Annotated in this window: 22 protein-coding genes; 9 read left to right on the top strand and 13 right to left on the bottom strand. The window is 63.2% G+C overall.

The window, feature by feature from the left end; translation table 11 throughout:
• Together fahA and hmgA are read right to left on the bottom strand one after the other, a co-directional pair.
• The gene (gene fahA, locus ACL9RJ_RS09800; RefSeq protein WP_177119601.1) at positions 1 to 1,305 is read right to left on the bottom strand and encodes a fumarylacetoacetase; all 1,305 of its coding nucleotides are present in this window, start codon (positions 1,303 to 1,305) and stop codon (positions 1 to 3) included.
• A 3-nt stretch (positions 1,306 to 1,308) separates the two neighbouring features.
• Positions 1,309 to 2,607: a homogentisate 1,2-dioxygenase gene (gene hmgA / locus ACL9RJ_RS09805; RefSeq protein ID WP_177119600.1), complete on the bottom strand. Its 1,299-nt coding sequence runs from the start codon at positions 2,605 to 2,607 to the stop codon at positions 1,309 to 1,311.
• Positions 2,608 to 2,786: 179 nt separating this feature from the next.
• Here hmgA and ACL9RJ_RS09810 point away from each other — a divergent pair, with 179 nt between their 5' ends.
• Complete coding sequence (locus ACL9RJ_RS09810; protein WP_017126480.1) at positions 2,787 to 3,584, top strand: IclR family transcriptional regulator; 798 nt, start codon at positions 2,787 to 2,789, stop codon at positions 3,582 to 3,584.
• Between the two features lie 12 nt (positions 3,585 to 3,596).
• On the opposite strand, the gene ACL9RJ_RS09815 is transcribed toward ACL9RJ_RS09810, so the two are convergent.
• On the bottom strand, positions 3,597 to 6,146 hold the full coding sequence (locus ACL9RJ_RS09815; RefSeq protein ID WP_422765186.1) for a LuxR C-terminal-related transcriptional regulator: 2,550 nt from the start codon (positions 6,144 to 6,146) through the stop codon (positions 3,597 to 3,599).
• A 248-nt stretch (positions 6,147 to 6,394) separates the two neighbouring features.
• On the opposite strand from ACL9RJ_RS09815, the gene ACL9RJ_RS09820 reads away from it, so the two are divergent.
• Complete coding sequence (locus ACL9RJ_RS09820) at positions 6,395 to 7,174, top strand: N-acetylmuramoyl-L-alanine amidase (protein WP_422765187.1); 780 nt, start codon at positions 6,395 to 6,397, stop codon at positions 7,172 to 7,174.
• A gap of 168 nt (positions 7,175 to 7,342) precedes the next feature.
• Here the strand turns inward: ACL9RJ_RS09820 and ACL9RJ_RS09825 are convergent, their stop codons facing one another.
• Both ACL9RJ_RS09825 and ACL9RJ_RS09830 read right to left on the bottom strand, forming a co-directional pair.
• A complete protein-coding gene (locus ACL9RJ_RS09825) occupies positions 7,343 to 8,710 on the bottom strand; it encodes a DUF1329 domain-containing protein (RefSeq protein ID WP_017126483.1) in 1,368 nt (455 codons plus the stop codon).
• A gap of 23 nt (positions 8,711 to 8,733) precedes the next feature.
• A complete protein-coding gene (locus ACL9RJ_RS09830) occupies positions 8,734 to 10,518 on the bottom strand; it encodes a DUF1302 domain-containing protein (protein ID WP_177119270.1) in 1,785 nt (594 codons plus the stop codon).
• A gap of 676 nt (positions 10,519 to 11,194) precedes the next feature.
• Here ACL9RJ_RS09830 and ACL9RJ_RS09835 point away from each other — a divergent pair.
• On the top strand, positions 11,195 to 11,719 hold the full coding sequence (locus tag ACL9RJ_RS09835) for a hypothetical protein (RefSeq protein WP_017126486.1): 525 nt from the start codon (positions 11,195 to 11,197) through the stop codon (positions 11,717 to 11,719).
• A gap of 46 nt (positions 11,720 to 11,765) precedes the next feature.
• On the opposite strand, the gene ACL9RJ_RS09840 is transcribed toward ACL9RJ_RS09835, so the two are convergent.
• The 6 genes from ACL9RJ_RS09840 to ACL9RJ_RS09865 all read right to left on the bottom strand — a co-directional run bounded on the left by ACL9RJ_RS09840 (position 11,766) and on the right by ACL9RJ_RS09865 (position 16,324).
• Complete coding sequence (locus tag ACL9RJ_RS09840) at positions 11,766 to 12,173, bottom strand: hypothetical protein (RefSeq protein WP_177109527.1); 408 nt, start codon at positions 12,171 to 12,173, stop codon at positions 11,766 to 11,768.
• A gap of 208 nt (positions 12,174 to 12,381) precedes the next feature.
• Positions 12,382 to 13,293, bottom strand: a complete 912-nt coding sequence (locus ACL9RJ_RS09845) for an SDR family oxidoreductase (RefSeq protein WP_017126487.1) — start codon at positions 13,291 to 13,293, stop codon at positions 12,382 to 12,384.
• A gap of 133 nt (positions 13,294 to 13,426) precedes the next feature.
• The gene (locus ACL9RJ_RS09850) at positions 13,427 to 14,329 is read right to left on the bottom strand and encodes an alpha/beta fold hydrolase (RefSeq protein WP_177119268.1); all 903 of its coding nucleotides are present in this window, start codon (positions 14,327 to 14,329) and stop codon (positions 13,427 to 13,429) included.
• Positions 14,329 to 15,111: a class II aldolase/adducin family protein gene (locus tag ACL9RJ_RS09855; protein WP_042935457.1), complete on the bottom strand. Its 783-nt coding sequence runs from the start codon at positions 15,109 to 15,111 to the stop codon at positions 14,329 to 14,331. The genes ACL9RJ_RS09850 and ACL9RJ_RS09855 overlap by 1 nt, the downstream gene beginning before the upstream one ends.
• A 150-nt stretch (positions 15,112 to 15,261) precedes the next feature.
• Entirely contained in the window at positions 15,262 to 15,948 is a 687-nt protein-coding gene (locus ACL9RJ_RS09860; protein WP_042935423.1) for an LrgB family protein, read from the bottom strand.
• Positions 15,938 to 16,324, bottom strand: coding sequence for a CidA/LrgA family protein (locus ACL9RJ_RS09865; protein ID WP_212810585.1), 387 nt, complete (start codon positions 16,322 to 16,324; stop codon positions 15,938 to 15,940). Before ACL9RJ_RS09865 ends, ACL9RJ_RS09860 begins: the two co-directional genes overlap by 11 nt.
• A gap of 96 nt (positions 16,325 to 16,420) precedes the next feature.
• Here ACL9RJ_RS09865 and ACL9RJ_RS09870 point away from each other — a divergent pair, with 96 nt between their 5' ends.
• Entirely contained in the window at positions 16,421 to 17,317 is an 897-nt protein-coding gene (locus ACL9RJ_RS09870; RefSeq protein WP_177119267.1) for a LysR family transcriptional regulator, read from the top strand.
• Here the strand turns inward: ACL9RJ_RS09870 and ACL9RJ_RS09875 are convergent.
• Entirely contained in the window at positions 17,298 to 17,753 is a 456-nt protein-coding gene (locus ACL9RJ_RS09875) for a flavodoxin (RefSeq protein WP_017126493.1), read from the bottom strand. The genes ACL9RJ_RS09870 and ACL9RJ_RS09875 overlap by 20 nt on opposite strands.
• A 154-nt stretch (positions 17,754 to 17,907) precedes the next feature.
• Here ACL9RJ_RS09875 and ACL9RJ_RS09880 point away from each other — a divergent pair, with 154 nt between their 5' ends.
• A complete protein-coding gene (locus ACL9RJ_RS09880) occupies positions 17,908 to 18,372 on the top strand; it encodes a PAS domain-containing protein (RefSeq protein ID WP_177085528.1) in 465 nt (154 codons plus the stop codon).
• Between the two features lie 68 nt (positions 18,373 to 18,440).
• Positions 18,441 to 19,046 carry a hypothetical protein gene (locus ACL9RJ_RS09885; protein ID WP_177085526.1) on the top strand — a complete coding sequence of 202 codons (606 nt, stop codon included), beginning with the start codon at positions 18,441 to 18,443 and terminating at the stop codon, positions 19,044 to 19,046.
• 12 nt (positions 19,047 to 19,058) lie between these two features.
• On the opposite strand, the gene ACL9RJ_RS09890 is transcribed toward ACL9RJ_RS09885, so the two are convergent.
• Positions 19,059 to 20,018 (bottom strand): MerR family transcriptional regulator, encoded by a 960-nt coding sequence (locus tag ACL9RJ_RS09890; RefSeq protein WP_017126496.1) that lies wholly within the window; start codon positions 20,016 to 20,018, stop codon positions 19,059 to 19,061.
• Between the two features lie 211 nt (positions 20,019 to 20,229).
• Between ACL9RJ_RS09890 and ACL9RJ_RS09895 the strand changes: the two genes are divergently transcribed.
• The 3 genes from ACL9RJ_RS09895 to folE all read left to right on the top strand — a co-directional run bounded on the left by ACL9RJ_RS09895 (position 20,230) and on the right by folE (position 22,208).
• Positions 20,230 to 20,799: an antibiotic biosynthesis monooxygenase gene (locus ACL9RJ_RS09895; protein ID WP_042935427.1), complete on the top strand. Its 570-nt coding sequence runs from the start codon at positions 20,230 to 20,232 to the stop codon at positions 20,797 to 20,799.
• Between the two features lie 113 nt (positions 20,800 to 20,912).
• A complete protein-coding gene (gene folM / locus ACL9RJ_RS09900) occupies positions 20,913 to 21,623 on the top strand; it encodes a dihydromonapterin reductase (RefSeq protein ID WP_017126498.1) in 711 nt (236 codons plus the stop codon).
• Between the two features lie 24 nt (positions 21,624 to 21,647).
• Complete coding sequence (folE, locus tag ACL9RJ_RS09905; RefSeq protein ID WP_017126499.1) at positions 21,648 to 22,208, top strand: GTP cyclohydrolase I FolE; 561 nt, start codon at positions 21,648 to 21,650, stop codon at positions 22,206 to 22,208.
• Positions 22,209 to 22,210 lie beyond the last annotated feature (2 nt).

Raw genomic sequence — 22,210 nt, forward strand, 5'->3', positions numbered from 1 at the left:
TCAACGCGCCGGCAGAATCTTGCCGCGACATTCGCCGAAACCGATGGAGGCAAAGCCTTCACGGCTGCAACGGGCGCGCAGGATGATTTCGTCACCGTCCTCGAGGAACTTGCGCACTTCGCCCGAAGCCAGCTCCACCGGTTTCTTGCCACCCTCGGTGATCTCCAGCAGGCTGCCGAACTGCCCGGCCTCGGGGCCGGACAAGGTACCCGAACCGAACAGGTCGCCGGCCTGCAACTGGCAGCCGTTGACGCTGTGGTGCGCAACCATCTGCGCCACGGTCCAGTACATGTGGCGGGTATTGCTCAGGGTCAGGCGCTGGGGCGGCAGTTGCTGCTCGCGCATCGATTCGGTCAGCAACAGCACTTCCAGTTCGATATCGAAGGCACCGTTTTCCTGGTCGTGTTGATCGAACAGGTACGGCAGCGGCTGCGGGTCGCCGGCCGGGCGTGGCGGCTGGGCCCGGCGGAAGGGGGCCAGGGCCTCGGCGGTCACCACCCATGGCGAGATGCTGGTGATGAAGCTCTTCGACAGGAACGGCCCCAGCGGCTGGTATTCCCAGGCCTGCACGTCACGCGCCGACCAGTCGTTGAGCAGGCAGAAACCGGCGATATGTTCCGCCGCGTCGGCAATGGCAATCGAATCGCCCATGGCATTGCCCTGGCCGATCCAGATCCCCAGCTCCAGCTCGTAGTCCAGGCGCGCGCAGGGGCCGAACACCGGTTCGCTCTGCCCGGCCGGCAGGGTCTGGCCCTTGGGACGGCGCACATCGGTGCCGGACGGGCGGATGGTCGAGGCCCGGCCGTGGTAACCGATGGGCACGTACTTGTAGTTGGGCAGCAGCGGATTGTCCGGACGGAACAGCTTGCCGACGTTCTGCGCGTGTTCGATGCCGACGTAGAAGTCGGTGTAGTCGCTGATCCTGGCCGGCAGGTGCATCACGCAATCCGCCGCCAGCGGCAGCAGGTTCGTGCCCAGGGCTTCGATCTGGCCGCGCAGTTCGCTGCCTTCACCCAGCAGTTCCAGCAGGCGCTCGCGCAGGGCCACGCGGGCGCTGCGACCGAGTGCGAAGAAGGCATTCAACTGGCCGCCCCGGGTGGCCTCGACCGCGGCCCTGGCGGCCCCCTCGAACAGACCGGCCTCCAGGCCAGCCTGCAGATCGAAGATATGCTCGCCGATCGCCACGCCGCTGCGCGGGGTCGAATCCTGACGGCTGAAAACGCCCAGGGGCAGGTTCTGCAACGGGAAGTCGGCGTGCCCGTTGGCAGACGCAACCCAGCTGCGCGTGAGGGTTGGTTGAGTCATGGGTTATCTCCGATCCGGGTTGAAGGTGGCGGGCAACGTCGCCCAGCAAGCGTCGTAATTGTTCTGCAACTGCGGGCAGTCGAGGGCGAAACGGCTCGGGCGCAGCACCTGGCTGGTCTCGAACATGAAGGCCATGGTGTTGTCGATCTTGCTCGGAGCCAGGTCGGCGGCAATCGCCTTGCTACAGGTTTCGCCGTCCGGGCCGTGGGCACTCATGCAACTGTGCAGGGAGGCCCCGCCCGGCAGGAAACCTTCGGCCTTGGCGTCGTAGGCGCCCTGGATCAGGCCCATGAATTCGTTCATCAGGTTGCGGTGGAACCACGGCGGCCGGAAGGTGTTCTCGGCCACCATCCAGCGCGGCGGGAAGATCACGAAGTCGAGGTTGGCCAGGCCGTGGACGCTGGTGGGCGAGGTCAGGACGGTGAAGATCGACGGATCCGGGTGATCGAAGCTGACCGTGCCGATGGTATTGAAGCGGCGCAGGTCGTACTTGTACGGCACGTTGTTGCCGTGCCAGGCGACCACGTTCAGCGGCGAATGATCGAGTTCGCAGCCCCACAGCTCACCGAGGAATTTCTGTACCAGGGTGGTCGGTTGCTTGAGGTCTTCGTAACGGGCCACCGGCGTGAGGAAGTCACGGGGATTGGCCAGGCCGTTGCTGCCGATCGGCCCGAGGTCCGGCAGGCGCAGCGGGGCACCGTGGTTTTCGGCGATATAGCCGCGGGCCTGGGGATCGAGCAGTTCGACGCGGAATTTCAGCCCCCGGGGCAGCACGGCGATTTCCAGCGGTTGCAGTTCCAGTACCCCGAGCTCCGTGGCGATACGCAGGCGGCCCAGTTCGGGCACCAGCAGCAGTTCGCCGTCGGCATTGAAGAACACCCGCTCCATCGAGCGGTTGGCCCGGTAGCCGTAGATGCTGATGCCCGCCGGTTTGTCAGCGCCCGAATTGGCCGCCATGCCCACCAGGCCATCGATGAAGTCGGTGGGTTCGGCCGGAATCTCCAGCGGGTTCCAGCGCAGGCGGTTGGGAGTCACGGCGCCCAGCGGGCCACCGGCCAGTTGCCGGTCGAGCCGGACAAACGCCGGATGATTGGCCGACGGCTGGATCCGATACATCCAGGTCCGCCGGGCTTCGCTGCGGGCCATGGTGAAGGCGGTGCCGGAAAACAGTTCGGTGTAGAGCCCGTAGGGGGCTTTCTGCGGCGAGTTCTGGCCGACCGGCAGGGCACCGGGCAACGCCTCGCTGCTGAATTCATTGCCGAAGCCGGACTGATAGGCCAGCGTCGTGGAGTCGAGGTTCATGGAGCCTCCTGAGGGAGTGGACCGTTGCCTGCCTCGATCGTCGACATGCAGCAAGGTCGGTTTGTTTTTATCGGTGCGAAATTATGTATTGCGTAATTCGATTATGCAAAACGTAATTTGATTGACGATGCCCGTCAAGCTATAAAGACGCCCATTCGTCCCGGGATCACATCGCCTCCATGGAAAAGCCGCGCAGTACCAGCGACAGCAACGGTAAACAGAAAGTCCGCTCGGCCGAGGTCGGCACCGACATCCTCAAGGCCCTGGCCGAACTGTCGCCCAGCACCTCGCTGTCGCGCCTGGCCGAGCACGTGCAGATGCCGGCGAGCAAGGTCCACCGCTACCTGCAGGCGCTGATTGCCAGTGGCTTCGCCGAACAGAACGTGGCCACCAACCACTACGGTCTCGGCCGCGAGGCGCTGCGGGTCGGCCTGGCGGCGCTGAACAGCATGGACGTGCTGCAAGTGGCCGCGCTGCCCCTGGCGGAGTTGCGCGACGACCTCAATGAAAGCTGCTTCCTGGCGGTCTGGGGCAATCACGGCGCGACCGTGGTGCATATCGAGCCGGCAGTGCGCTCGGTGACGGTGGTGACGCAGTTGGGCTCGGTGCTGCCGTTGCTCAGTTCATCCACCGGGCTGGTGTTCAATGCCTTTCTCCCGGATCGCGAGACCGCCGATCTGCGCGAGGCCGAACTCAGGGCCGGCCACCCTCACCCGCTGGCCGATACCGCGACCTATGCCATGACCTGCGAACAGATCCGCCGGCGCGGCCTGCATTTTGTCCACGGGTTGTTGATGCCGGGGGTCGATGCGCTGTCGGCACCGGTGTTCAACGCCGTGGGCAAGGTGGCGGCGGTGTTGACCGTGGTCGGCCCGACCTCGCTGTTTCACGCCGATGAGGACGGCCCGGCGGCCAAGCGCCTGCTGGCGGCGAGCGAAGCCGTCAGTTGGCGGATGGGCTATCAGCCACAGGGCTGACCGGCCCCGGGATTACCCCATCAGGCCCAGCGCCTTGGCCTTCGCCACCGCCTGGGTTCGGCGCTCCACCCCCAGCTTGCTGTGGATCCGGCGGGCATGGGTTTTCACCGTGTGCAGCGAGATGAACAACTGGGTGGCAATCTCCAGATTGGAACTGCCCAGGGCGATCAGCTTGAGCACTTCCAGCTCGCGCTGGCTGAGGGGATTGTCCCCCGTGGCGATCAGTTCTTCCTCGAAGCCCAGTGCCGAGAGGATCCCCGGCTGACGCAGGCGCAGCTCACGCAAGGCCTGCTGCAGATGGCAGCGGCCGACCAGCGCCAGCCCCTCGCCGAGATGGGTCTTGGCCAGGGCGTTGCGACCTTCCAGAAAAGCCACTTCCGCCAGGGCCAGGCGGATTTCCGTTTCGATCCCCTGCATGCCCCGCTGCTGTGCCTGCGCCAACAACTGCGCCAGCGACTCCAGCCCGGCACAGGGCTTGCGCTGATAGACCCGGGCCAGGATCAACAGGTATTCCAGCCGTGGAATCAGCTCCAGGGTGGCCGGTGGCGCCTGCACCGCGTTCGGCCCGCGATAATGGCGCAGCACCCGGGTCAAGGCCTCGTCCGCCAGTTCGGGACGTCCCTGTTGCAGCCATAGATGGCTGCTGATCATCAACAGCACCGCGCGGTACACCAGATCCGGAATATGCCGCTGCTGCATCAGTCGCTCGGCATCGCGCAGGCGGACGAAGGCCTGGGCATAGTCGCCGTGGTTGGCATCCAGCAGCGCCAGGCCGAGGAAACCGTACAGGGCGCGCTTGTCCTGACTGCGCAGGCATTCGTCGAGTCCCGCCTGGAAATACTCGGCGGCCTGCTGGTCGCGACCCTGGCGCAAGGCAATGCGGCCCTGGCGCAGCGCGACCCGACCGCGCAACGGGCCGGTCAGGTAACGCTTGGCCGTCAACAGGGCCTGCACGTTATCCAGCAGGGCTTCGCTGCGATGCAGGGCGCCACGCTGTTCCAGCAACTGCGCGTGATCCAGCTCCAGCAATGCCTCGAACAGCAACGACCCCTGGGCGCGCGCCAGGCACAGGGCCTCGCGGCTCAACGCCTGGGCCTGTTCCAGCTCGCCGTTGAGCAGGGCCTGCTGGGTCAGCCCCGACAGGCAGAACAGCCGTGCCGGCCACGCCGCCGCCGGCAGATCGTGGAGGGCGTCGAGAAAATGCTCGCGCGCCGACCGCGCCTGCCCCTGCAAGTGCAGCAACCAGCCCTGCTGGGCCTGCCAGCGCGCCAGCAGTTGTCGTTGGGCCGCGGCGGACGGTTGCGGGGTGAAGCGGGCCATCTGTTCGATGCTGTGGGCCGCCTCGTCGAAACGTCCGGCGAACAGCAACGCCGTGGTGATCAGGCCGAGCAGATGCGGTGTGCCGAACATCAGCTCGTCCGGCTGTTGCTCGTGCAGGCACAACAGCAGCGCGACGTTCTGGCCCTGGAACAGATAGTCGAAGGTGAAGTTGTGCAGCAGGCTGGCCGCGACCTCGAACTCTTCGGCGGCCAGGGCCTGCTCCACCGCCGCCTGCCAATCGCCCCGGGCACTGAACCACTGGCAGGCGCGGCGATGCCAGGAACGCCCGGCCGGCCAGGGCTCGTCGCGCAGCAGCAAGGTCAGCGGCGCGAACACCCGCAGCCATTCCGTGGAGTCCTCCCAGGGTTCGATGAAACAGCCCAGCTCCTGCAGGGTGCGCATCCACTGGGCGCCCTCTCCGGCACCGAACAGATGCTCGCAGAGATCGGCATTGAAACGCGGCAGATGCGCCAGTACGCGCCAGGCTTCGGCCAGCTCGGGCGCCAGGGCATCGAACAGTTCGTGTTGCAGGTAATCGAGCAGCGTCGCCGAACGTCGCGAGCCGACCTCGGGATCGTTGGCGATCCACGCCGGTGCCTCCAGCAGGGCGACCCGCACACCCGCGCACCAGCCGGCGGTGTACTGGCCGATCCGGTCGATGCACTGGGCCGACACCTGGACTGTCGGATTGACCACCAGGCGTTCGATCTCGCCGCGCTCGAAAGCCAGGCTCGGGCCGTCGACCTCGTAGAGTTCGCCTTCCAGCAACAGCCGGGGCCAGTTGCAATGGGGCCGTCGCCGCCCGCCCAGCCACCAGCTCAGGACCGGGCTGCTGACCGCCAGCAGGCGATCGAGCAACTGGTCCAGGGCCGGGTTGGGCAAGCGGCAGTAGTCGTCGAGAAAGATCCAGGTCGGCAGGGTCCAGCGGGCCAGCCGGGCCAACAGGCTCGCTTCATCCCGCGTATCGTCCAGCCCCAGCGCCTCGGCCAGGGCGCAACAGAAGGCCTCGCTGCTCAGGCTGGCGCCGGCCAGTGGCAGCCAGCACACGCCGCAGTTGGGCGCAGCCTGCAACAGGCATTCGGCGAGCAGGGCGCTCTTGCCGCTGCCGGCGGGAGCACAGAGCAGGCGCACCCGTGCCGACGACTCGATCAAGGGTGTGCTCAGGCGTGGGCGCGGCAGATGGCGGGAAGATAAACGAGGCAAGAACCCGGGACGATCCAGACGCGGGGTCATGGCGGTCATTGCGGCGGCCTTTTCTTGGTTTTATACCGCCACCCTAGTCCTCATGGGCCGCTTTGTTGAATGAGTATTCAGCACACTGATTGGCGGCCATAAGGAAACTGACCGACCGGTCGCGCCCGGCGCGCCGGGTCGCCCCGAGGGATCGCAAGGGCATTTCAAAAACACCCTACGCCGCACGAGGAAAGCTCTTAAAAACAGCGCAGTCCACAAGCCTTACTGTCTTGTTCCACGCTTAAAGAGTTCGTCTCATGAACATCATCAAATACACCACCTACCGCGCAACCAGGAGTTTTGACAGTCGGGTCCGCTTTCTCGTGATGCATTACACGGCGGGCAACTTCCAGGCTTCGATCGACAGCCTGACCGGCCCCCATGTCAGCGCCCACTACCTCGTCCCGGACCCGGCCGATGCGTCCTATATCGCGGCGGGCTTCAACACCCAGAACATCTTCAACCTGGTCAATGAGAATGACCGGGCCTGGCACGCGGGAACCAGTAGCTGGGGCAACCGGATCAATCTCAACGACAGCTCCATTGGCATCGAGATCGTCAACCTGGCGACCGACGACAATGGACAGTTCACCTTCCCGCCCTACCCCGAGCCGCAGATCGAGGCGGTCAAGCAACTGGCGCTGAACATCCTGGCGCGCTACCCCGCCATCAGCCCGGTCAATGTGGTCGGCCACAGCGATATCGCCGTGGGCCGCAAGAGCGATCCGGGCGCGGCCTTTCCCTGGCAGCAGCTGTATCAGGCAGGCATCGGCGCCTGGTACGACGAAACCACCAGGGACAGTTATCTCAGCCGTTTCACCGAACAGGGCCTGCCGCAGCCGGCCACCTTGCTGGCGCAGTTCAAGGCCTATGGCTACGACACCTCGAAAGCGACCTCGGAGCAGGGCTTGTGGCAACTGATCCGCGCCTTTCAATTGCACTTCAGGGCCGACAACCATGACGGCAGGATGGATATCGAAACGGCTGCGCGCCTCGCGGCGCTGGTGAAAAAATACTTCCCCGCCTCGGCGCTCTGAGAGACGGCCACGGCAAGCCGACTCAGGTCCAGGGGCGCTGCTGATTCTTGGGTGCGACACAGAGCACTGTGGGAGTGGGCTTGCCCACGAAGAGGCCCTCGAGACTTGCAGCGCCGCTGATGGCCCCTTCGCTGGCAAGCCAGCTCCTACAGTGGGAAAAAGCGTTGCCTAGCGAACCCCGCTCGCCCGCAGCGCCGCCGGCGTGTAGTCCGCCGCCTTGCCGACAAAGCCGAACTGGAAGCTGTGTTTCTCTTCGTTCTTCATGCCCAGGGCGATGTAGCGCCCGGCGATCAGGTCGTACAGCGTTTCCACGGTGTAGGCCGGCACCTGGTGATCGTAGTAGAACTGCGCATGGCCTTCGGCGACCCGCCACAGTTGGCCGCGACCGTCGTAGTGATCCACCAGCGCGACCTGCCAGCTGTCTTCGTCGATGTACATATGGCGTTTGGCATAGATGTGCCGTTCGCTCGGCTTGACCGTGCCCTCGATTTCCCAGACCCGGTGCAGCTCGTAGCGGGTCAGGTCCTGGTTGATGTGGCCGGCCTTGATCACGTCGGTGTACTTGAGGGTCGGCGAGTCCAGCTTGTAGCTGTTGTAGGGGATGTACATCTCCTTCTTGCCGATCAGTTTCCAGTCGTAGCGGTCCGGCGCGCCGGAGAACATGTCGAAGTTGTCCGAGGTGCGCAGGCCGTCGGCGGCCGTACCCGGACCGTCATAGGCGACTTGCGGGGCACGGCGCACGCGGCGCTGGCCGGCGTTGTAGACCCAGGCCAGGCGCGGCTCCTTCACCTGGTCGAGGGTTTCGTGCACCAGCAGCACGTTGCCCGCCAGGCGCGCTGGCGCGGTGACTTCCTGCTTGAAGAAGGTCAGCACGTTGGAACCCTTGTCCGGTGCCAGGTCGGGCACTTCCGACGGCACCGCGGCTTCTTCCTCGAAGGTGATCGGGGTGAAGGAGCCGTTGGTCTGCGGCGTCGCCTGGGTGATGGTGCGTCGCAGGTTGCCACCGTGATAACGGGTGATATGGTTCCACAGCACTTCCACGCCGTTCTTCGGAATCGGGAAGGCGTAGTAGCGGTTGCCGGTGAAGTTCGCCAGGCCGTTGCCATCGTTGATCGTGGTGACGTTGAGGGCGCTGCGCTTGGCCGAGTCCAGCACCGCTTGCGGCAGGGCCACGGTGCGGTGGGTCGGGTAGACCGGGATCTTGTAGGTCTCCGGATAACGCTTGAACATCGCCAGCTGGCCATCCGAGAGCTTGGCCTTGTACTGGTCGGCGGTGGCCGCGGTGATGACGAACAACGGTTTTTCATTGGCGAACGGGTCGGCGAGGAAGCCCTTGCTGTCCACCGCGCCGGCATTTTTCGGGATGCCGCCGGTATAGGCCGGGATCGAGCCATCGGCATTGCCGGCCTTTTCCGCGCCGATCGGGGTCAGGGTGGTGCCGAGCTTGGCCGCTTCCTCCGGGGAAACCGCCGCCATCACGTTGGCCGCCAACAGACTCAGGGCCAGGGCGCCGCATTGCAGGATCATCTTACGCATAAAGTAGTCCTTTTCAGCCTTGATCAGAAGTTCGCGCCGACGCTGAGCGCGAGGAAGTCACGGTCGGTCAGGGTGTTGTAGCGGCCACCGAAAAAGTCGGTGTAGCTGAGGCTCGCGGTGTAGGTGTTGCGGTAGTCGGCATCGACACCGATGCTCACTGCCTTGGCGCCTTCGTTGAAAATGCCGTTGGGACCGTAGCCCTTGACGTCATGGGACCAGGACAGGTTGGGCTTGAGGTTGACCCCGGCGAACACGTTGCTGTAGTCGAGGATCGCCCGGGCGCGATAGCCCCAGGAGGTGGCAGTGACAAAGCCGCCGGTATCGCCCTGGAAGCCGTAGGCACCGTAGACCGAGTCACGCCCGTAGCGCAGTTTGTCCTTGGACTCCAGGCCACCGACGTAGGTGATCCCGGCCTCGCCCACCAGGGTCAGGCGATCGGCGCCCATGACCTGGTCGAAGAACTGCGTGAGGGTGGTTTGCGCCTGGGTGATTTCCTTGCGGCGATAGCCGGTGTTGTCGGAGCCGGCCGTGGTTCTGATCGGCGAGGCGGTGCCGCCGGCAATCGGATTGACCAGCGCCAGGGTCAGGTCGGTGGTGTTGAGTTGCACCGGGGCGTTGGGACGATAGCTGATCTCGCCACTCCAGGCGGTGCCGGTCGGCAGCGTGGTGGAGAAGCTGGCGCCGTAGAGACGGATATCTTCCGGGTATTCGAGGTAGTACTGACCACGTCCCAGCATGATGCTTTGCGCCAGGCCGCTGCGGACGGCAGCCGGCGCCAACGGCAGGATGCTGCCCAGTGAATTGATGGTGCTCTGGCCTGCGGTGGTGGTGCCCACAGTCGGCGTCCGGCTGTGGTAGTTCATGAAGTACAGGCCGTATTCGGTGTCACTGCCCAGCCAACGCAAGGCCATGCCCCATTGACCGCCATCGCGAGCCTCGCGGTCGTTGCTGCGCTGTACCACAACGCCCTCTGGAGTGACCTCGAAGCCCTGCCCAAAGGCTGCCGCCAGTGGCTGCAACGGCGCGATGGCCGGGCTGCCGACGGTGTAGTTGTTGTTGCACCCGTGTTGCACCACATCGTTGCCGAAGAAGGTCCCGCAGTTGTCCACCACGGTGTTTTCCCAGTTCAACTGGTAGAAGCCCTCGACCGTCAGCGCGTCGGTGAGGCTCTGGGAAGCGAAGAACATATTGACCGGGATCAGACCTTCCTTGATCTCGGCGCCGGGCCGGCGGAAGGCCGAGACGTCGATGGGGTTGATGCTGTTGATGGAGTTGCCGATAAAGGTGCTTTCGCCCCAGCTAACCACCTGCTTGCCCAGGCGCACGGTACCCGGCAGGTCGGCGATGGAGTAGTTGTGGTAGACAAAGGCGTCGAGCAGTTGCGCGCCGGAAGAGCGTGCCCCTTCGTCGCGATGATGGTCGCTGAGATCCTTGAACTCGCGGTCGCCGTCGGCCAGTTCGAAGTCATACCAGTACTTGCCACGGACAAACACACCGGTATCGCCGTATTTCAGTTCCAGGTCGTGGATGCCCTTGAAGATCTTCGAGAAGGTATCGCCCTTCTTGAAGTTCAAGCGCCCGTCATCACCGGTGGAGGCCTGCCCGGTACCGCCGTTGGTAACCCCTACCAGTTTCTTGTCGGCATCGCGCATGCCCCAGCTCGCGCCGACCGACAGGGAAGAGTCGAACTTCCCTTCGATCTCGCCGATGTTGAACGAAACCGCGTTGGCCTGGGCGCTGGCGCCCAGGGCCACGGCGATAGCCAGCGCCTGCGGCGTGAAGATGGCGCGCATTGTTGTTTTTGTCATGCGTCTTCCCCGGTGAGTGACAGAAGCCTTCACCCTACCCACCGCCAGCGGGAGCGATAAGCGCACCAAGGAGGTATTCGCGTTGTACCTCCAAAGGATGAATGCCCGCACCGGCACGGGCTTGCAGGGCACCATCGAAACGCTGGATGGCAGGCCATAGCGGGGATGGATGAAGGTCGTCGGCACACGGACCGACCTCGGGGCAACCGCCAGCGACTGTTACTGCGAATGCAACAGTGATTGTCACGAAGCGCGCTTTTTCAGACAGCCACAATTGCTTATTCTTACCTGGCTTTCAGAAGGAATGGCTTGAAGGGTTGAAACTTCGAGACTGGTTCCGGCATCGAGTCACCGGCTCTGCACTGAGGGTTGTCCTGGCCGTCGCGGCTGAACGTTTTTCGATATCCGCCCCAGGGTTGGCGGGTCATCATCGCGCTGTTCACTGACGTTGATTTGTAGCTCCTTGATCAAACGTCTTCCCTTGGCCGCTGCGTTTGCAGCGGCTTTTTTTATGGTCGCGCAATTCAATTCCTGCAAACAAGTAGGAATAATTCATGAACCACTGTAGCCAAACTCTCTTTTCCCGATCTCACGGCATTTAGCCCTCCAGGCTCCATAAAGATTTGTCTTCCCTTCCCGATAGGACTCTCGTCATAAATCATTCAGGAGAGTCACTATGCTTGACTACGTCAACAGGGTGATGAGTCGGGTCGCGCCCTATGTGCATCACGTCAGGAATGAATTCAAGACTTCAAGCGGGTATACGAGGGAAGAAGAAGATGCCAGCGCCCGACTTAGGCAATTTTGGGCAGATACGGATATCCCCATCACCGAAAAGCTCAAGGAGCTGAAGCTTGACCTGAGCGACTTCAATGGAAATAGCACGTCAAACAGAGAACTTCACGCTATAGGGTTAGCACTGTACCAGACTGGATTGCTAGATATGACTGGAGTCATTCTGCTCGGAGCAATAGGCTCACAATACAATGCACAGGGAACTCAAATAAATCGCGATACAAAACTCGATGCCGTGACTGAGACAAAAAAGCAGCTTAGCGCAGTCACCGAAATGGTAAACGGTGGCTACGCCGTCGCCAAAGATATGATCCCCAAGCAAGAATTCATACTAACCGTATTGAAGGGGCTTCAAGAGTATTCAAAAATCCAAAAAAACAACAACCTGATAGATATAACAGTCTAATCATCAACAACCCGCCTCCATACAAAGAGGAGGCGGGTCGCTTTACCTACAGTGGTACGGAGAATGTTCCTTTATAGCGTATAGCCGTCTCTCCCAGCTGATTATCAATAACCACCCGAAAGGTCCCAACACCTAATTTTTCCTGTATATCCGAAGGCCCCTCACGCACCAAAAACCAATCACTACCAGTAAGTTTTTCGATACGTATATAGGTCAACGCTCCACCCAGTGTCCGAATCCGGATGTCATGAAATCGGTCATCACAGGTCGAGGTATAAGGACCATGAACCACCATCGTCTCCCCCGGCATGACAATCCCTTGATGGATGGTTCCCTGATTGATCAGGCAATTGGGGAACGTCGCCTCTGTCAGAGGCGACTTTTGCGCAGAGGCGGCTCCTGTCTGTGGCACCAGGGCAACAGCAATAACCAGTGGCAAGTATTTAACAAACATAGGTGAGTACTCCATTTCGTTTTCAGTGGTGCATCGCTCGATGCACGCGGCTGCGTTATGCAGCTCGCACCAGAAACGGAATCAATTCACACCCTAGTTGTACATTCCTTACCTATCCGACTTAATCGTAGGCCGTCTCCTGCTTCAGACGACCACTTCCAACGCGCCTCCCTTTTTCACGATCACCCTCTCGGAACCGGAGGAAGGTTCAGGCCGTATATTTTTGCAGATTCGCCATCATTTGCCGCAGCGCCTCGGGGGTATCCTGCGGATGCACGGCGCCTTCGAAGTTGCAGATCTTTTCCCAGTTCGCCGCGACATCCTCCACCGCGAAACCGTTGTGCGGGTCGAACCCGGCGCCCAGGCTGCGTTCCCAGCGGGTCTTGCCGATCCAGCCGCCACCGACTTCGAACAGACCGGAAGTTTCCTGGCATTGTTCACTGCCGAGGAACACCACCAGCGGGCTGATCAGCTCGGGCTTGAGCAGTTCGAACACCTGCGGCGGAATCAGGCCTTCGGTCATGCGCGTGCCGCCCGTGGGGGCGATGGCGTTGACCAGGATATTGTTCTTGCGCCCTTCGATGGCCAGGGTGCGGGTCAGGCCATAGAGCCCGAGCTTGGCCATGCCGTAGTTGGACTGGCCGAAGTTGCCATAGATACCCGAGGTCGAGGCGGTGAAGATCACCCGTCCGTAATTCTGCTCCCGCAGGTGCGGCCAGGCGGCGTGGGTGACCTTGTAGGCACCTTCGACATGCACCCGGTAGACCAGGTCCCAGTCGGCGTCGTCCATCTTGAGGAAGGTCTTGTCCCGCAGGATACCGGCGTTGTTCACCACCACATCGACACGACCGAAGGCATCCAGGGCGTTCTGCACGATCTTGTCGCCATCGGTCACCGAGTCATGGTTGGCCACCGCGGTGCCGCCGGCTTCGCGAATCTCGGCCACCACGCGATCCGCCGCCGAAGCGTTGGCGCCCTCGCCATGGGCCGAGCCGCCGAGGTCGTTGACCACCACCCGTGCGCCATGGCGGGCGAACAGCAGTGCATGGGCACGGCCCAGGCCGCCGCCGGCACCGGTGACGATCACCACTTTATCTTCGAAGCGCACAGACTCACTCATACAGGTCTCCAGCCGGGGGCGATGGGAATAGACCTTGAGTGTCGGACACGGGGCAGCGGGTCACAATAAATACGGCTGGGGCTGAATGGTGCGCGATAAGGCAGAGGGATAGTCCGTCCGTCACCCGCAGGTGTCAGGAACAGGCCTGGCGCGGTGGCAGCGACACCGATTGCTGCCGGAACGCCAGGTAATGCTTGAGCACCTGCACCGGTGCCTCGGTCTGCGGATAATGGCCGATACCCGCCAGCAGCACGGTGTCCGGGTCGGGAATCAGTTGGCGGTAACGCTCGACCATATGCGCCCCGGAGATCGGATCGAAGGCCCCGTCGATCACCCGCAACGGCACTGCGCCACGCTGCATGGCGCTGACCCAGCGCTCGCGCCGCGCCCGCCGCTCGGGAATGTAGCCGATCAACTTGTGCAGGATCCGCGGGCCCTGGTTGCTTTCCACCAGGCTCCAGAAATCATCCAGCGCACTTTCGCTGGGACGCGTCTTCGGGCCGAAGATCCGGCTGAAACTCTTGACCAGCGCATCGCGGCTGAAGGCACGCCCCAGCAACCAGCCCAGCGGACTGAGCAGCAGTTTCTGCGCCAGCACCGGACGATGGGTTTCCGGGAACAGCCCGCCATTGAGGAAAACGCAGCTGGCAATGTCGATCCGCGCTTCGTAATGCCGGGCCAGGAGTTCCTGGGCGACGCTGTCGCCATAGTCATGGGCCAGCAGGTGCACCGGCTGGTCGATCCCCAGGTGGGCAAGCAGCGCCTGCTGCAGGTCGGCCTGTTCCAGGAGGCTGTAGTCGTGATCCAGCGGTTTGGCCGAATCGCCGAAACCGAGCATGTCGCAGGCGATCAGCCGATAGCGCTGCGACAGGGGCTTCCACAGGTAATGCCAGTCCCAGCTGGCCGTGGGAAAGCCATGGATCAGCAACAGCGGCTCGCCCTGCCCCGCCGCCCAGTAGCGGATGCAATGGCCGCGAAACACGAAGTCCTGCCCGCGTTTGCGCCAGACGCACAGGGGAATCTCGGCCAGTGGCATCAGAGTCTGAACCCGGGGTCTTGCTGGTCGAGCTTGCGCAACAGGGCCGGCCAGGCCAGGGCGCCGCCCATGCCCTGGGCGCTGCGGGTCACCCCGGCAATCATCGCCTTCGCCCCGGCGAGGATCTGCGGCTCGATGGCGATCAACTGCGCCCCGCCATTTTGCGCCAGGACCTGGATATCGCAGGCGCGCTGGAAGGTGAACATCATCAGGAAGGTATCGGCGATGCTCGCACCGCAGGTCAACAGGCCGTGGTTGTGCAGCATGAGGAAGTTGTTCGGTCCCAGGTCGGCCTGCAGACGGGCCTTTTCCTCGTGGTTCAGGGCCACGCCCTCATAGGCGTGGTAGGCCAGGCTCGACAGGACGAACAGCGACTGCTGGCTGATGGGCAGGACGCCCTGCTGCTGGGCCGAAACCGCCACGCCCGCGGCGGTGTGGGTATGCAGCACACAGGTGACGTCATGGCGGACTTCATGGATGGCGCTGTGGATGGTGTAGCCGGCCGGGTTGATCTCGTAGGGACTGTCCATCAGCTTGTTGCCGGCCTGGTCGACCTTCACCAGGCTCGACGCGGTGATCTCGTGGAACATCAACCCGTAGGGATTGATCAGGAAGTCTTCGGTGCCCGGCACCTTGGCCGAGATATGGGTGAAGATCAGGTCATCCCAGCCATGCATCGCCACCAGGCGATAACAGGCTGCCAGATCGACGCGGGTCTGCCACTCGGCGGCACTGACCTGATCCTTGAGATTCGCTGGGGCTGCAACAGGGGCTACGCTCACGGTACTGACCTCGGCATTGTTCTGTTTTTTATTCTGCTCGGTTGCCAAACAGTCTAGTCAGCCCGTCGCCGCGACGGAGTTGCATTGCCAGCCAGCTTGATGACCCTGCGGGTCAGTGGCGCATTCTGTACAAGACAGTTCAACTGCGTATCAGATCACCGCCTCCAGCAAGGGCGCGGCAAACAGGTTCAGCAGGCCGGTCAGGACCATCACCAGCCCCGCGACCGTGCCTTCTTCGCCGCCCACTTCGCGGGCCCGGCTGACCCCGGCGCCATGCGCCCCGACACCGAACAAAGCCCCCCGCGCCAGGCTGCTGCGCAGTGGCAGCCACTTGAGCAGCACGCTGCCGATCATGGCACCACAGACACCGGTCACCAGCACGAACACCGCCGTCAATTCCGGCACGCCGCCCAGGTCCCGGGCCAGCGGCATGGCGAAGGGGGTGGTGATCGAACGGGGCACCAGCGACAGGGTCAGGTCACTGTCCAGGGACAGGGCCCGGGCCAGCCCGTAGGAACTGGCGATGGACGCCACGCTGCCCGCGAGCATACCCAGCAGCAGGGCCGGCCAGTGCCGGGCAAGCAATCGGCGCTGCTGCCAGATCGGCACCGCAAACGCTACGGTGGCGGGCCCCAGCACCAGGATCAACCAGTGGGTATCGCGCGAATACTCGGCGTAGGCGGTGTGCAGCGGGACGGCGACCGCCAGCAGGATGATCGGCACCAGGATCAGCGGCGACAACAGGTAGCGCCCGGTGCGTCGGTAACTCCAGCGACTCAGGCCGTAGGCCGCCAGGGTCAGCGCCAGCCAGAACAGCGACATCCACTCAGGCTTCACGGCGGTCGCTCCAGCGGCACACCAGTTCGACGGTCAGCGCCGTCGCCAGCATCACCAGCAAGGTGCTGCACAGGATCACCAGGAGGATCCGCCAGCCGCTCTCGCGCAGCATCGCGCCGTAGTCCAGCAGGCTCATCAGCGCCGGAATGAAGAACAGCAGCATTTCCGCCAGCAGCCAGCCAGCGCCCAGTTGCAGGGCAGCCGGCTTGATCCAGCCCGCGGCGAACGCCAGCAACAGTATCCCCAGGCCAATCACGCCACCGGGGATCGGCCACCCGGCCCAGGCCGCCAGTTGTCCGCCCAGCAGGTAAAGGCCGACCAGCACTGACAGTTCGGCGAGCAGACGGCCGTTTTTTTTCAACAGGGATCGATTCATGGTCTTCGGGGCCTCAGTGAGACAATTTTAGAGTTGCCCCTGCCATCTCAAAAGCGAATTGTTAGACTGAAGCTCATTCCATATTGGAATTGGCGAATGGAATTCAAACAGCTGCGCAGTTTTGTCGAGGTGGTTCACCAGGGCGGCTTCACCCAGGCAGCCAGGACCTTGCACGTCAGCCAGTCGGCGGTGAGCAAGCAGGTCGCGCAACTGGAGCACAGCCTTGGCGTGGTGCTGCTGGATCGCCAGGGCGCGCAGGTGCGCCCGACCGCCGCCGGCAGCGTGGTGCTGCAACGGGCCGAGGAGATGCTGCGGTTGCGCAGCGGACTGCTGCATGAACTGGACGACCTGAGCCAGCTGGCACGGGGAGAACTGCGCCTCGGCCTGCCGCAACTGGGCGGCGATACCCTGTTCGCCGGGTTGTTTGCCGAATACCGGCGGCGGTATCCGAACATCAATATCCACTTGTTCGAGGGCGGCAGCCTGAGCATCGAGCCGGCGATCCTCAGTGGCGAACTCGAACTGGGCGGCGGCCTCAAGCCGAACAACCCGGCGTTCGACTACCAGCCGTTCTGTGACGAACCGCTGGATGTGCTGCTGGCGATCGATCATCCGCTGGCCGAGGAAGGTTCGATTCGCCTGGAACAACTGGCCGACACGCCGTTCCTGCTCTATCAGCGCAGTTTCGTGCTCAACCATCGGTTGATCCAGGCCTGCGAACGGCTGGGTTTCACGCCAAAGGAAAGCGGACGCAGCGGCCAGGCGGATTTTCTCGCCGCGCTGGTGGCCGCCGGGCAAGGCGTGGCGCTGATGCCCAGCGTGGTCGCCCGTTCGCTGGTCAGGCCCGGCGTGGTGCGCCTGACCTTGAGCTCACCCGCCGACCTGCGCTGGGATATCGCGTTTATCTGGCGGCGTGACGCCTACCTGTCGCAAGCCGCCAAGGCCTGGCTGGCGCTGTTGCGCGAACGCCCGGTCAGCCCCGCAATACGCTGATGAACCCGGCCAGCCAAGGCTCGGCATCGGTTTCCGGGGTGACCGTTTCGCTGGCGTCCAGGCGCAGCATTTCCTGGACCTCATGCACGCCGAGTTCGGCGAACAACTCGCGGAACTGCTCGCCACCGCCACAGAAGGTGTCGCCATAACACGAATCGCCCAGGGCGATCACCGCGCCGGGCAGGCCACGCCAGGCCGCCGGCAACTGGTCGCGAATGGCCGAATAGAGCGGCTGGACATTGTCCGGCAACTCGCCCATGCCGGTGGTGGCGGTCACCACCAGGAAGGCCTGCGGGGCGAACGCCTGGATATCGGCCAGGGTGGCGCGGGGGTTGTGCCAGGCCTCGAAGCCGGCTTTTTCGAGAACCCGCTGGGCGTGACGGGCGACTTCTTCGGCCGTGCCGTAGACCGAGCCGGAAAGGATGGCGACTTTCATCAATCTGATCCTGGAGCAGAGTAAAAGCGTAGGATATTAACAGGTGAGAAACATTCCCACTGAAAATCCATCTGGATGCACTACGCGGCATTGACCATCCGGAACATTCTCTTACACTCCTCTGATCGCCAATGGACTGCGGGTCAGCGCCACAATGATCAACCCGAAACTGCTGCAACTGGTAATCGATGCTTCCAACGACGGCATCGTCGTCGCCGAACAGGAAGGTGAGGACAATATCCTGATCTACGCCAATCCGGCGTTCGAACGCCTGACCGGCTACAGCAACGAAGAAATTCTCTACCAGGATTGCCGCTTCCTGCAGTCCGGCGACCGCGACCAGCCGAACCTGGAGCTGATCCGCGAGGCGGTGCGCAGCCGCACGCCCTGCCGCCAGATCCTGCGCAACTACCGCAAGGACGGCACGCACTTCTGGAACGAACTGTCGATCTCCCCGGTGTTCAACGAAAGCGACCAGCTGACCTATTTTGTCGGGGTCCAGAAAGATGTGACGATCCAGGTCAAGGCCCAGCAGCGGGTGGCCCAGCTGGAAGCGCAACTGGCCGAGGTCAGGGCCGAGCTCGAAGCGCTCAAGGCGACCAATGGCGACAACCAATAGGGGAATCCGTTGTCTGAACAGGCATCCACCACTTTTTTATGCGCATTTCCCACCTTTCGAGCTCGATCATGCACCGCGACGCCCTTCTGACTCAGGACGAGCTGGATTTCATACGGACCATGCAACACAACCCGCAACTCAACAAGCGCGACGCCTCGTCGAGCCTGCTGGTCAATGGGGTGTCGCAGATCCGCGACCTGCTGACGCGCCTGGCGGCCCATGAACAGGTGACGATCCAGGCGCACTTCGACAATCAGAAAATGACCTTCCCGCTGCACCTGGTGGAAGACGAGTTCCATGCCCAGCACCTGCGCCTGGGAGTCCCGAGCATCTATGAAGACGGGCCGATGGTCCGCCCCTGGCGCCTGACCCTGGACGAGCCGGTGGCCCTGGAAAATTCCCGGGGCCAGCCCGGCGGCCTGGCGGTACGCGAGGTGTCGTTCAAGGGGGTGCTGGTGGAGAGTCGCAACGGCATCAAGCCCCCCAGGCAGTTCGCCCAGTGGTTCAGCCCCTCGGGCTATGAACGCATTGCATTGCGCGGGCGCTTCGAACGGGAAACAGAGCAAGGCCTGTATGCCTACCGGCTGAGTCAGAGCGACCTGGGGGAAACCGAACGGTTACGCCAGTACATCCTGCAGCAGCATCGCCTGGCTCATCCGCACTTTCACGTCTGACCCCGAAGGCCTTCAGGTATCCAGCTTGCCTGCCAGCAGTTGCTGCAGGCGCTGGCGCATGCGCTGGCCGTCATGTCCCAGGCAGCCGATGCTGGTGCCTTCCAGGGAGTCCTGCAACAGGTCGGCGACATCGCCGGCGAGCATCACCGGACACTCCACCGCGAGCGCCAGCCGATTCAGCCGGCGCGGCAGGTCCGAGGCCGGCGAGCGGTTGGAATACAGTACCAGCACCCGCGGCCTGACCTTTTCACAGATCAGTGGCAACTCATCGAAAGGTTGTCCGATGGCCAGCACGCTGACCGGGCATTCGCCGTTGCCGAGCAGCAAGCCGGCCACCAGCAGCTCCAGCTCGCGACAATCCCCAGGCAAGGCGGCGAGGATAATCCGCTCCGACGCCGCGCCCCTGGCCGATTGCAGGCGCTGCAGCACCCGGCCGCGCAGGAAACCGTCGAGGAACAGCCATTCGCTGGCCTGGCCAAAGGCACCGCGCTGGGTGCGCAGGTCCTGCCAGAGCGGCATCAGGATATTCTGGAAGACCACCGTCAGCGGGTAGCTGGAAAAAATCTGCCCGTATACACGCTCAAGCGCCAGCTCGTCGAAGGCACTGATCGCGCTGCCCAGTTGCACCTGGCAGTGGCGCCAGTCATCCACGGGCAGCGGCAGCAGGGTGTCGGTCGCCGGGGCTCGGGTCGCCGCGGTTTTCGCCAGGATCTTGCCGACCTTGCTGACCGCCACCCCACGCTCGATCCAGCCGAGAATGCTGCGCACGGTCTCGATATCGCTCATGGCGTAGAGCCGATGCCCGCTTTCGGTGCGTGTCGGTTGAATGAGACCGTAGCGTCGCTCCCAGGCCCGCAGGGTGACCGGGTTCACACCGGTCAGGCGGGACACCTCGCGGATGGGAAACAGCTCTTCCTGCTTCAAGGCCGGTAATGGCAGCGATAGGGGTGCAAGTTCGGTGATGACGGCCATATTTTCCACATCAATGTGTAAAATTTTGTAGATATTCTAGCCTACATCGACTCACTTTCTTCAAACATGGAACAATGTGGTCGACGTCTCTGACGGTTTTCCCTGAACCGGGAATAATTCTTGCCTGTTTTTCAGACGCAGCCCACCACCCCGGTGCTGCGTTTCGCGTCTGCCCTACCCGGGCAGCCTGCTTGTCTTGCGGAGATACATAATGTCTACCTCACCCGTCACCATGATGGTGGCACGTCGCGTCGCCGACGGCCGTTATCAGGATATGCTCGCCTGGCTCCAGGAAGGCGAACAACTGGCTACCGACTTCCCCGGCTACCTGGGTTCCGGTGTCCTCGCCCCACCTCCGACCGACAACGAATTCCAGATGATCTTCCGTTTCAGCGATGCCGCCACCCTGCATGCCTGGGAGCACTCGGCCTCGCGCAAGGCCTGGCTGGAGCGCGGCAGCGATCTGTTCGCCCGCCCCTCCGAGCACCGGGTCAGTGGCCTTGAAGGCTGGTTCGGCAGCGTCGGCCAACGCCCGCCCCGCTGGAAGCAGAGCGTGGCGATCTGGCTGGCATTCTTTCCGGTGTCGCTGCTGTTCAACTTCGCCCTCGGCCCGTTGCTGGCCGAACTGGAACTGGTGCCACGGATCCTGCTCAGCACGATGATGCTGACGCCGTTGATGGTCTATTTCTTCATCCCGCTGTCGACCCACCTGCTGGCGGGCTGGCTGCACGCGACACCGGCCAGGACGTTGCCGGAGGCGGCACCGACCCGGGGCCGCTAGCGCCGCGGGCGGGCCCCGCGCGGGTTCGCCGCAGGGTTGTAGAAGGCGTGTCGCTGGTATAGTTTGACTTCAACGTCAATCGACACCTCTTCACTGCTTGCCGCGAGCCCCCGATGCCATCGTCCCCCGCCCCGATCCTGATCACTGGCGCCAGCCAGCGCGTCGGCCTGCACTGTGCAGAACGGCTGTTGGCGGACGGTTGCCCGGTGATCGTCAGCTACCGCAGCGAACGGCCCGGCCTGCAGGCGTTGCGCGAACAGGGGGCGATCACGCTGTTCGCCGACTTCGCCAGCGAAGCCGGCATCCTGGCCTTTATCGACAGCCTGAAACAGCACACCGACAGCCTGCGGGCGATCGTGCACAATGCCTCGGCCTGGCTCACCGAAACACCGGGCGCCGAAGCCGAGGCGTTTACCCGCCTGTTCAACGTCCATATGCTGGCGCCGTACCTGATCAACCTGCATTGCGCCGAACTGCTGCAACAATCGCCACTCGCCGATATCGTGCATATCAGCGACGACGTGACGCGCAAGGGCAGCAGCAATCATATCGCCTATTGCGCCAGCAAGGCCGGGCTGGACAGCCTGACACTGTCCTTCGCCGCCCGATACGCACCGCGGATCAAGGTCAACGGCATCGCCCCGGCACTGCTGATGTTCAACCCCGACGACGACGCGGCGTACCGCGCCAAGACCCTGGCCAAATCGGCCCTGGGTATCGAGCCCGGCGCCGAGGTGGTCTACCAGAGCCTGCGCTATCTGCTGGACAACCCCTACGTCACCGGCACAACCTTGACCGTCAACGGCGGCCGGCACCTCAAGTAAGCCTTCCGGCGAGGAAACATTGCAATGAGCGCAACGCTGCCCGAGCATTACCGCGAGATCCTCCTGGGTCTTGGCGAAGACCCCGATCGCGAGGGTCTCCTGGATACCCCGAAACGGGCAGCCAAGGCCATGCAATACCTGTGTCACGGCTATGCCGAGGACCTCGCGGGGGTGGTCAACGGCGCGCTGTTCGCCTCGGACAACGACGAGATGGTGATCGTCAAGGACATCGAGTTGTACTCGTTGTGCGAACATCACCTGCTGCCCTTCATCGGCAAGGCCCATGTCGCCTATATCCCGACCGGCAAGGTGCTGGGGCTGTCGAAGATCGCGCGGATCGTCGACATGTTCGCCCGGCGCCTGCAGATCCAGGAGAACCTGACCCGGGAAATCGCCGACGCCATCCAGCAGGTGACCAGCGCCGCCGGTGTCGCGGTGGTGATCGAGGCGCAGCACATGTGCATGATGATGCGCGGCGTGGAAAAACAGAATTCGACCATGAACACCTCGGTGATGCTCGGCGCCTTCCGCGACTCGAACACCACCCGCATGGAGTTCCTGCAACTGATCGGACGGAGCAAGTAGCA

This window comes from Pseudomonas sp. Mn2068 (assembly GCF_049319725.1).
Lineage (GTDB): Bacteria > Pseudomonadota > Gammaproteobacteria > Pseudomonadales > Pseudomonadaceae > Aquipseudomonas > Aquipseudomonas gingeri.

Excerpts from the sequence above, each read along its gene's own strand:
- fahA (WP_177119601.1), bottom strand. The coding sequence starts at position 1,305 with ATGACTCAACCAACCCTCACGCGCAGCTGGGTTGCGTCTGCCAACGGG.
- hmgA (WP_177119600.1), bottom strand. The coding sequence starts at position 2,607 with ATGAACCTCGACTCCACGACGCTGGCCTATCAGTCCGGCTTCGGCAAT.
- ACL9RJ_RS09810 (WP_017126480.1), top strand. The coding sequence starts at position 2,787 with ATGGAAAAGCCGCGCAGTACCAGCGACAGCAACGGTAAACAGAAAGTC.
- ACL9RJ_RS09815 (WP_422765186.1), bottom strand. The coding sequence starts at position 6,146 with ATGACCGCCATGACCCCGCGTCTGGATCGTCCCGGGTTCTTGCCTCGT.
- ACL9RJ_RS09820 (WP_422765187.1), top strand. The coding sequence starts at position 6,395 with ATGAACATCATCAAATACACCACCTACCGCGCAACCAGGAGTTTTGAC.
- ACL9RJ_RS09825 (WP_017126483.1), bottom strand. The coding sequence starts at position 8,710 with ATGCGTAAGATGATCCTGCAATGCGGCGCCCTGGCCCTGAGTCTGTTG.
- ACL9RJ_RS09830 (WP_177119270.1), bottom strand. The coding sequence starts at position 10,518 with ATGACAAAAACAACAATGCGCGCCATCTTCACGCCGCAGGCGCTGGCT.
- ACL9RJ_RS09835 (WP_017126486.1), top strand. The coding sequence starts at position 11,195 with ATGCTTGACTACGTCAACAGGGTGATGAGTCGGGTCGCGCCCTATGTG.
- ACL9RJ_RS09840 (WP_177109527.1), bottom strand. The coding sequence starts at position 12,173 with ATGTTTGTTAAATACTTGCCACTGGTTATTGCTGTTGCCCTGGTGCCA.
- ACL9RJ_RS09845 (WP_017126487.1), bottom strand. The coding sequence starts at position 13,293 with ATGAGTGAGTCTGTGCGCTTCGAAGATAAAGTGGTGATCGTCACCGGT.
- ACL9RJ_RS09850 (WP_177119268.1), bottom strand. The coding sequence starts at position 14,329 with ATGCCACTGGCCGAGATTCCCCTGTGCGTCTGGCGCAAACGCGGGCAG.
- ACL9RJ_RS09865 (WP_212810585.1), bottom strand. The coding sequence starts at position 16,324 with ATGAATCGATCCCTGTTGAAAAAAAACGGCCGTCTGCTCGCCGAACTG.
- ACL9RJ_RS09870 (WP_177119267.1), top strand. The coding sequence starts at position 16,421 with ATGGAATTCAAACAGCTGCGCAGTTTTGTCGAGGTGGTTCACCAGGGC.
- ACL9RJ_RS09875 (WP_017126493.1), bottom strand. The coding sequence starts at position 17,753 with ATGAAAGTCGCCATCCTTTCCGGCTCGGTCTACGGCACGGCCGAAGAA.
- ACL9RJ_RS09880 (WP_177085528.1), top strand. The coding sequence starts at position 17,908 with ATGATCAACCCGAAACTGCTGCAACTGGTAATCGATGCTTCCAACGAC.
- ACL9RJ_RS09885 (WP_177085526.1), top strand. The coding sequence starts at position 18,441 with ATGCACCGCGACGCCCTTCTGACTCAGGACGAGCTGGATTTCATACGG.
- ACL9RJ_RS09890 (WP_017126496.1), bottom strand. The coding sequence starts at position 20,018 with ATGGCCGTCATCACCGAACTTGCACCCCTATCGCTGCCATTACCGGCC.
- ACL9RJ_RS09895 (WP_042935427.1), top strand. The coding sequence starts at position 20,230 with ATGTCTACCTCACCCGTCACCATGATGGTGGCACGTCGCGTCGCCGAC.
- folM (WP_017126498.1), top strand. The coding sequence starts at position 20,913 with ATGCCATCGTCCCCCGCCCCGATCCTGATCACTGGCGCCAGCCAGCGC.
- folE (WP_017126499.1), top strand. The coding sequence starts at position 21,648 with ATGAGCGCAACGCTGCCCGAGCATTACCGCGAGATCCTCCTGGGTCTT.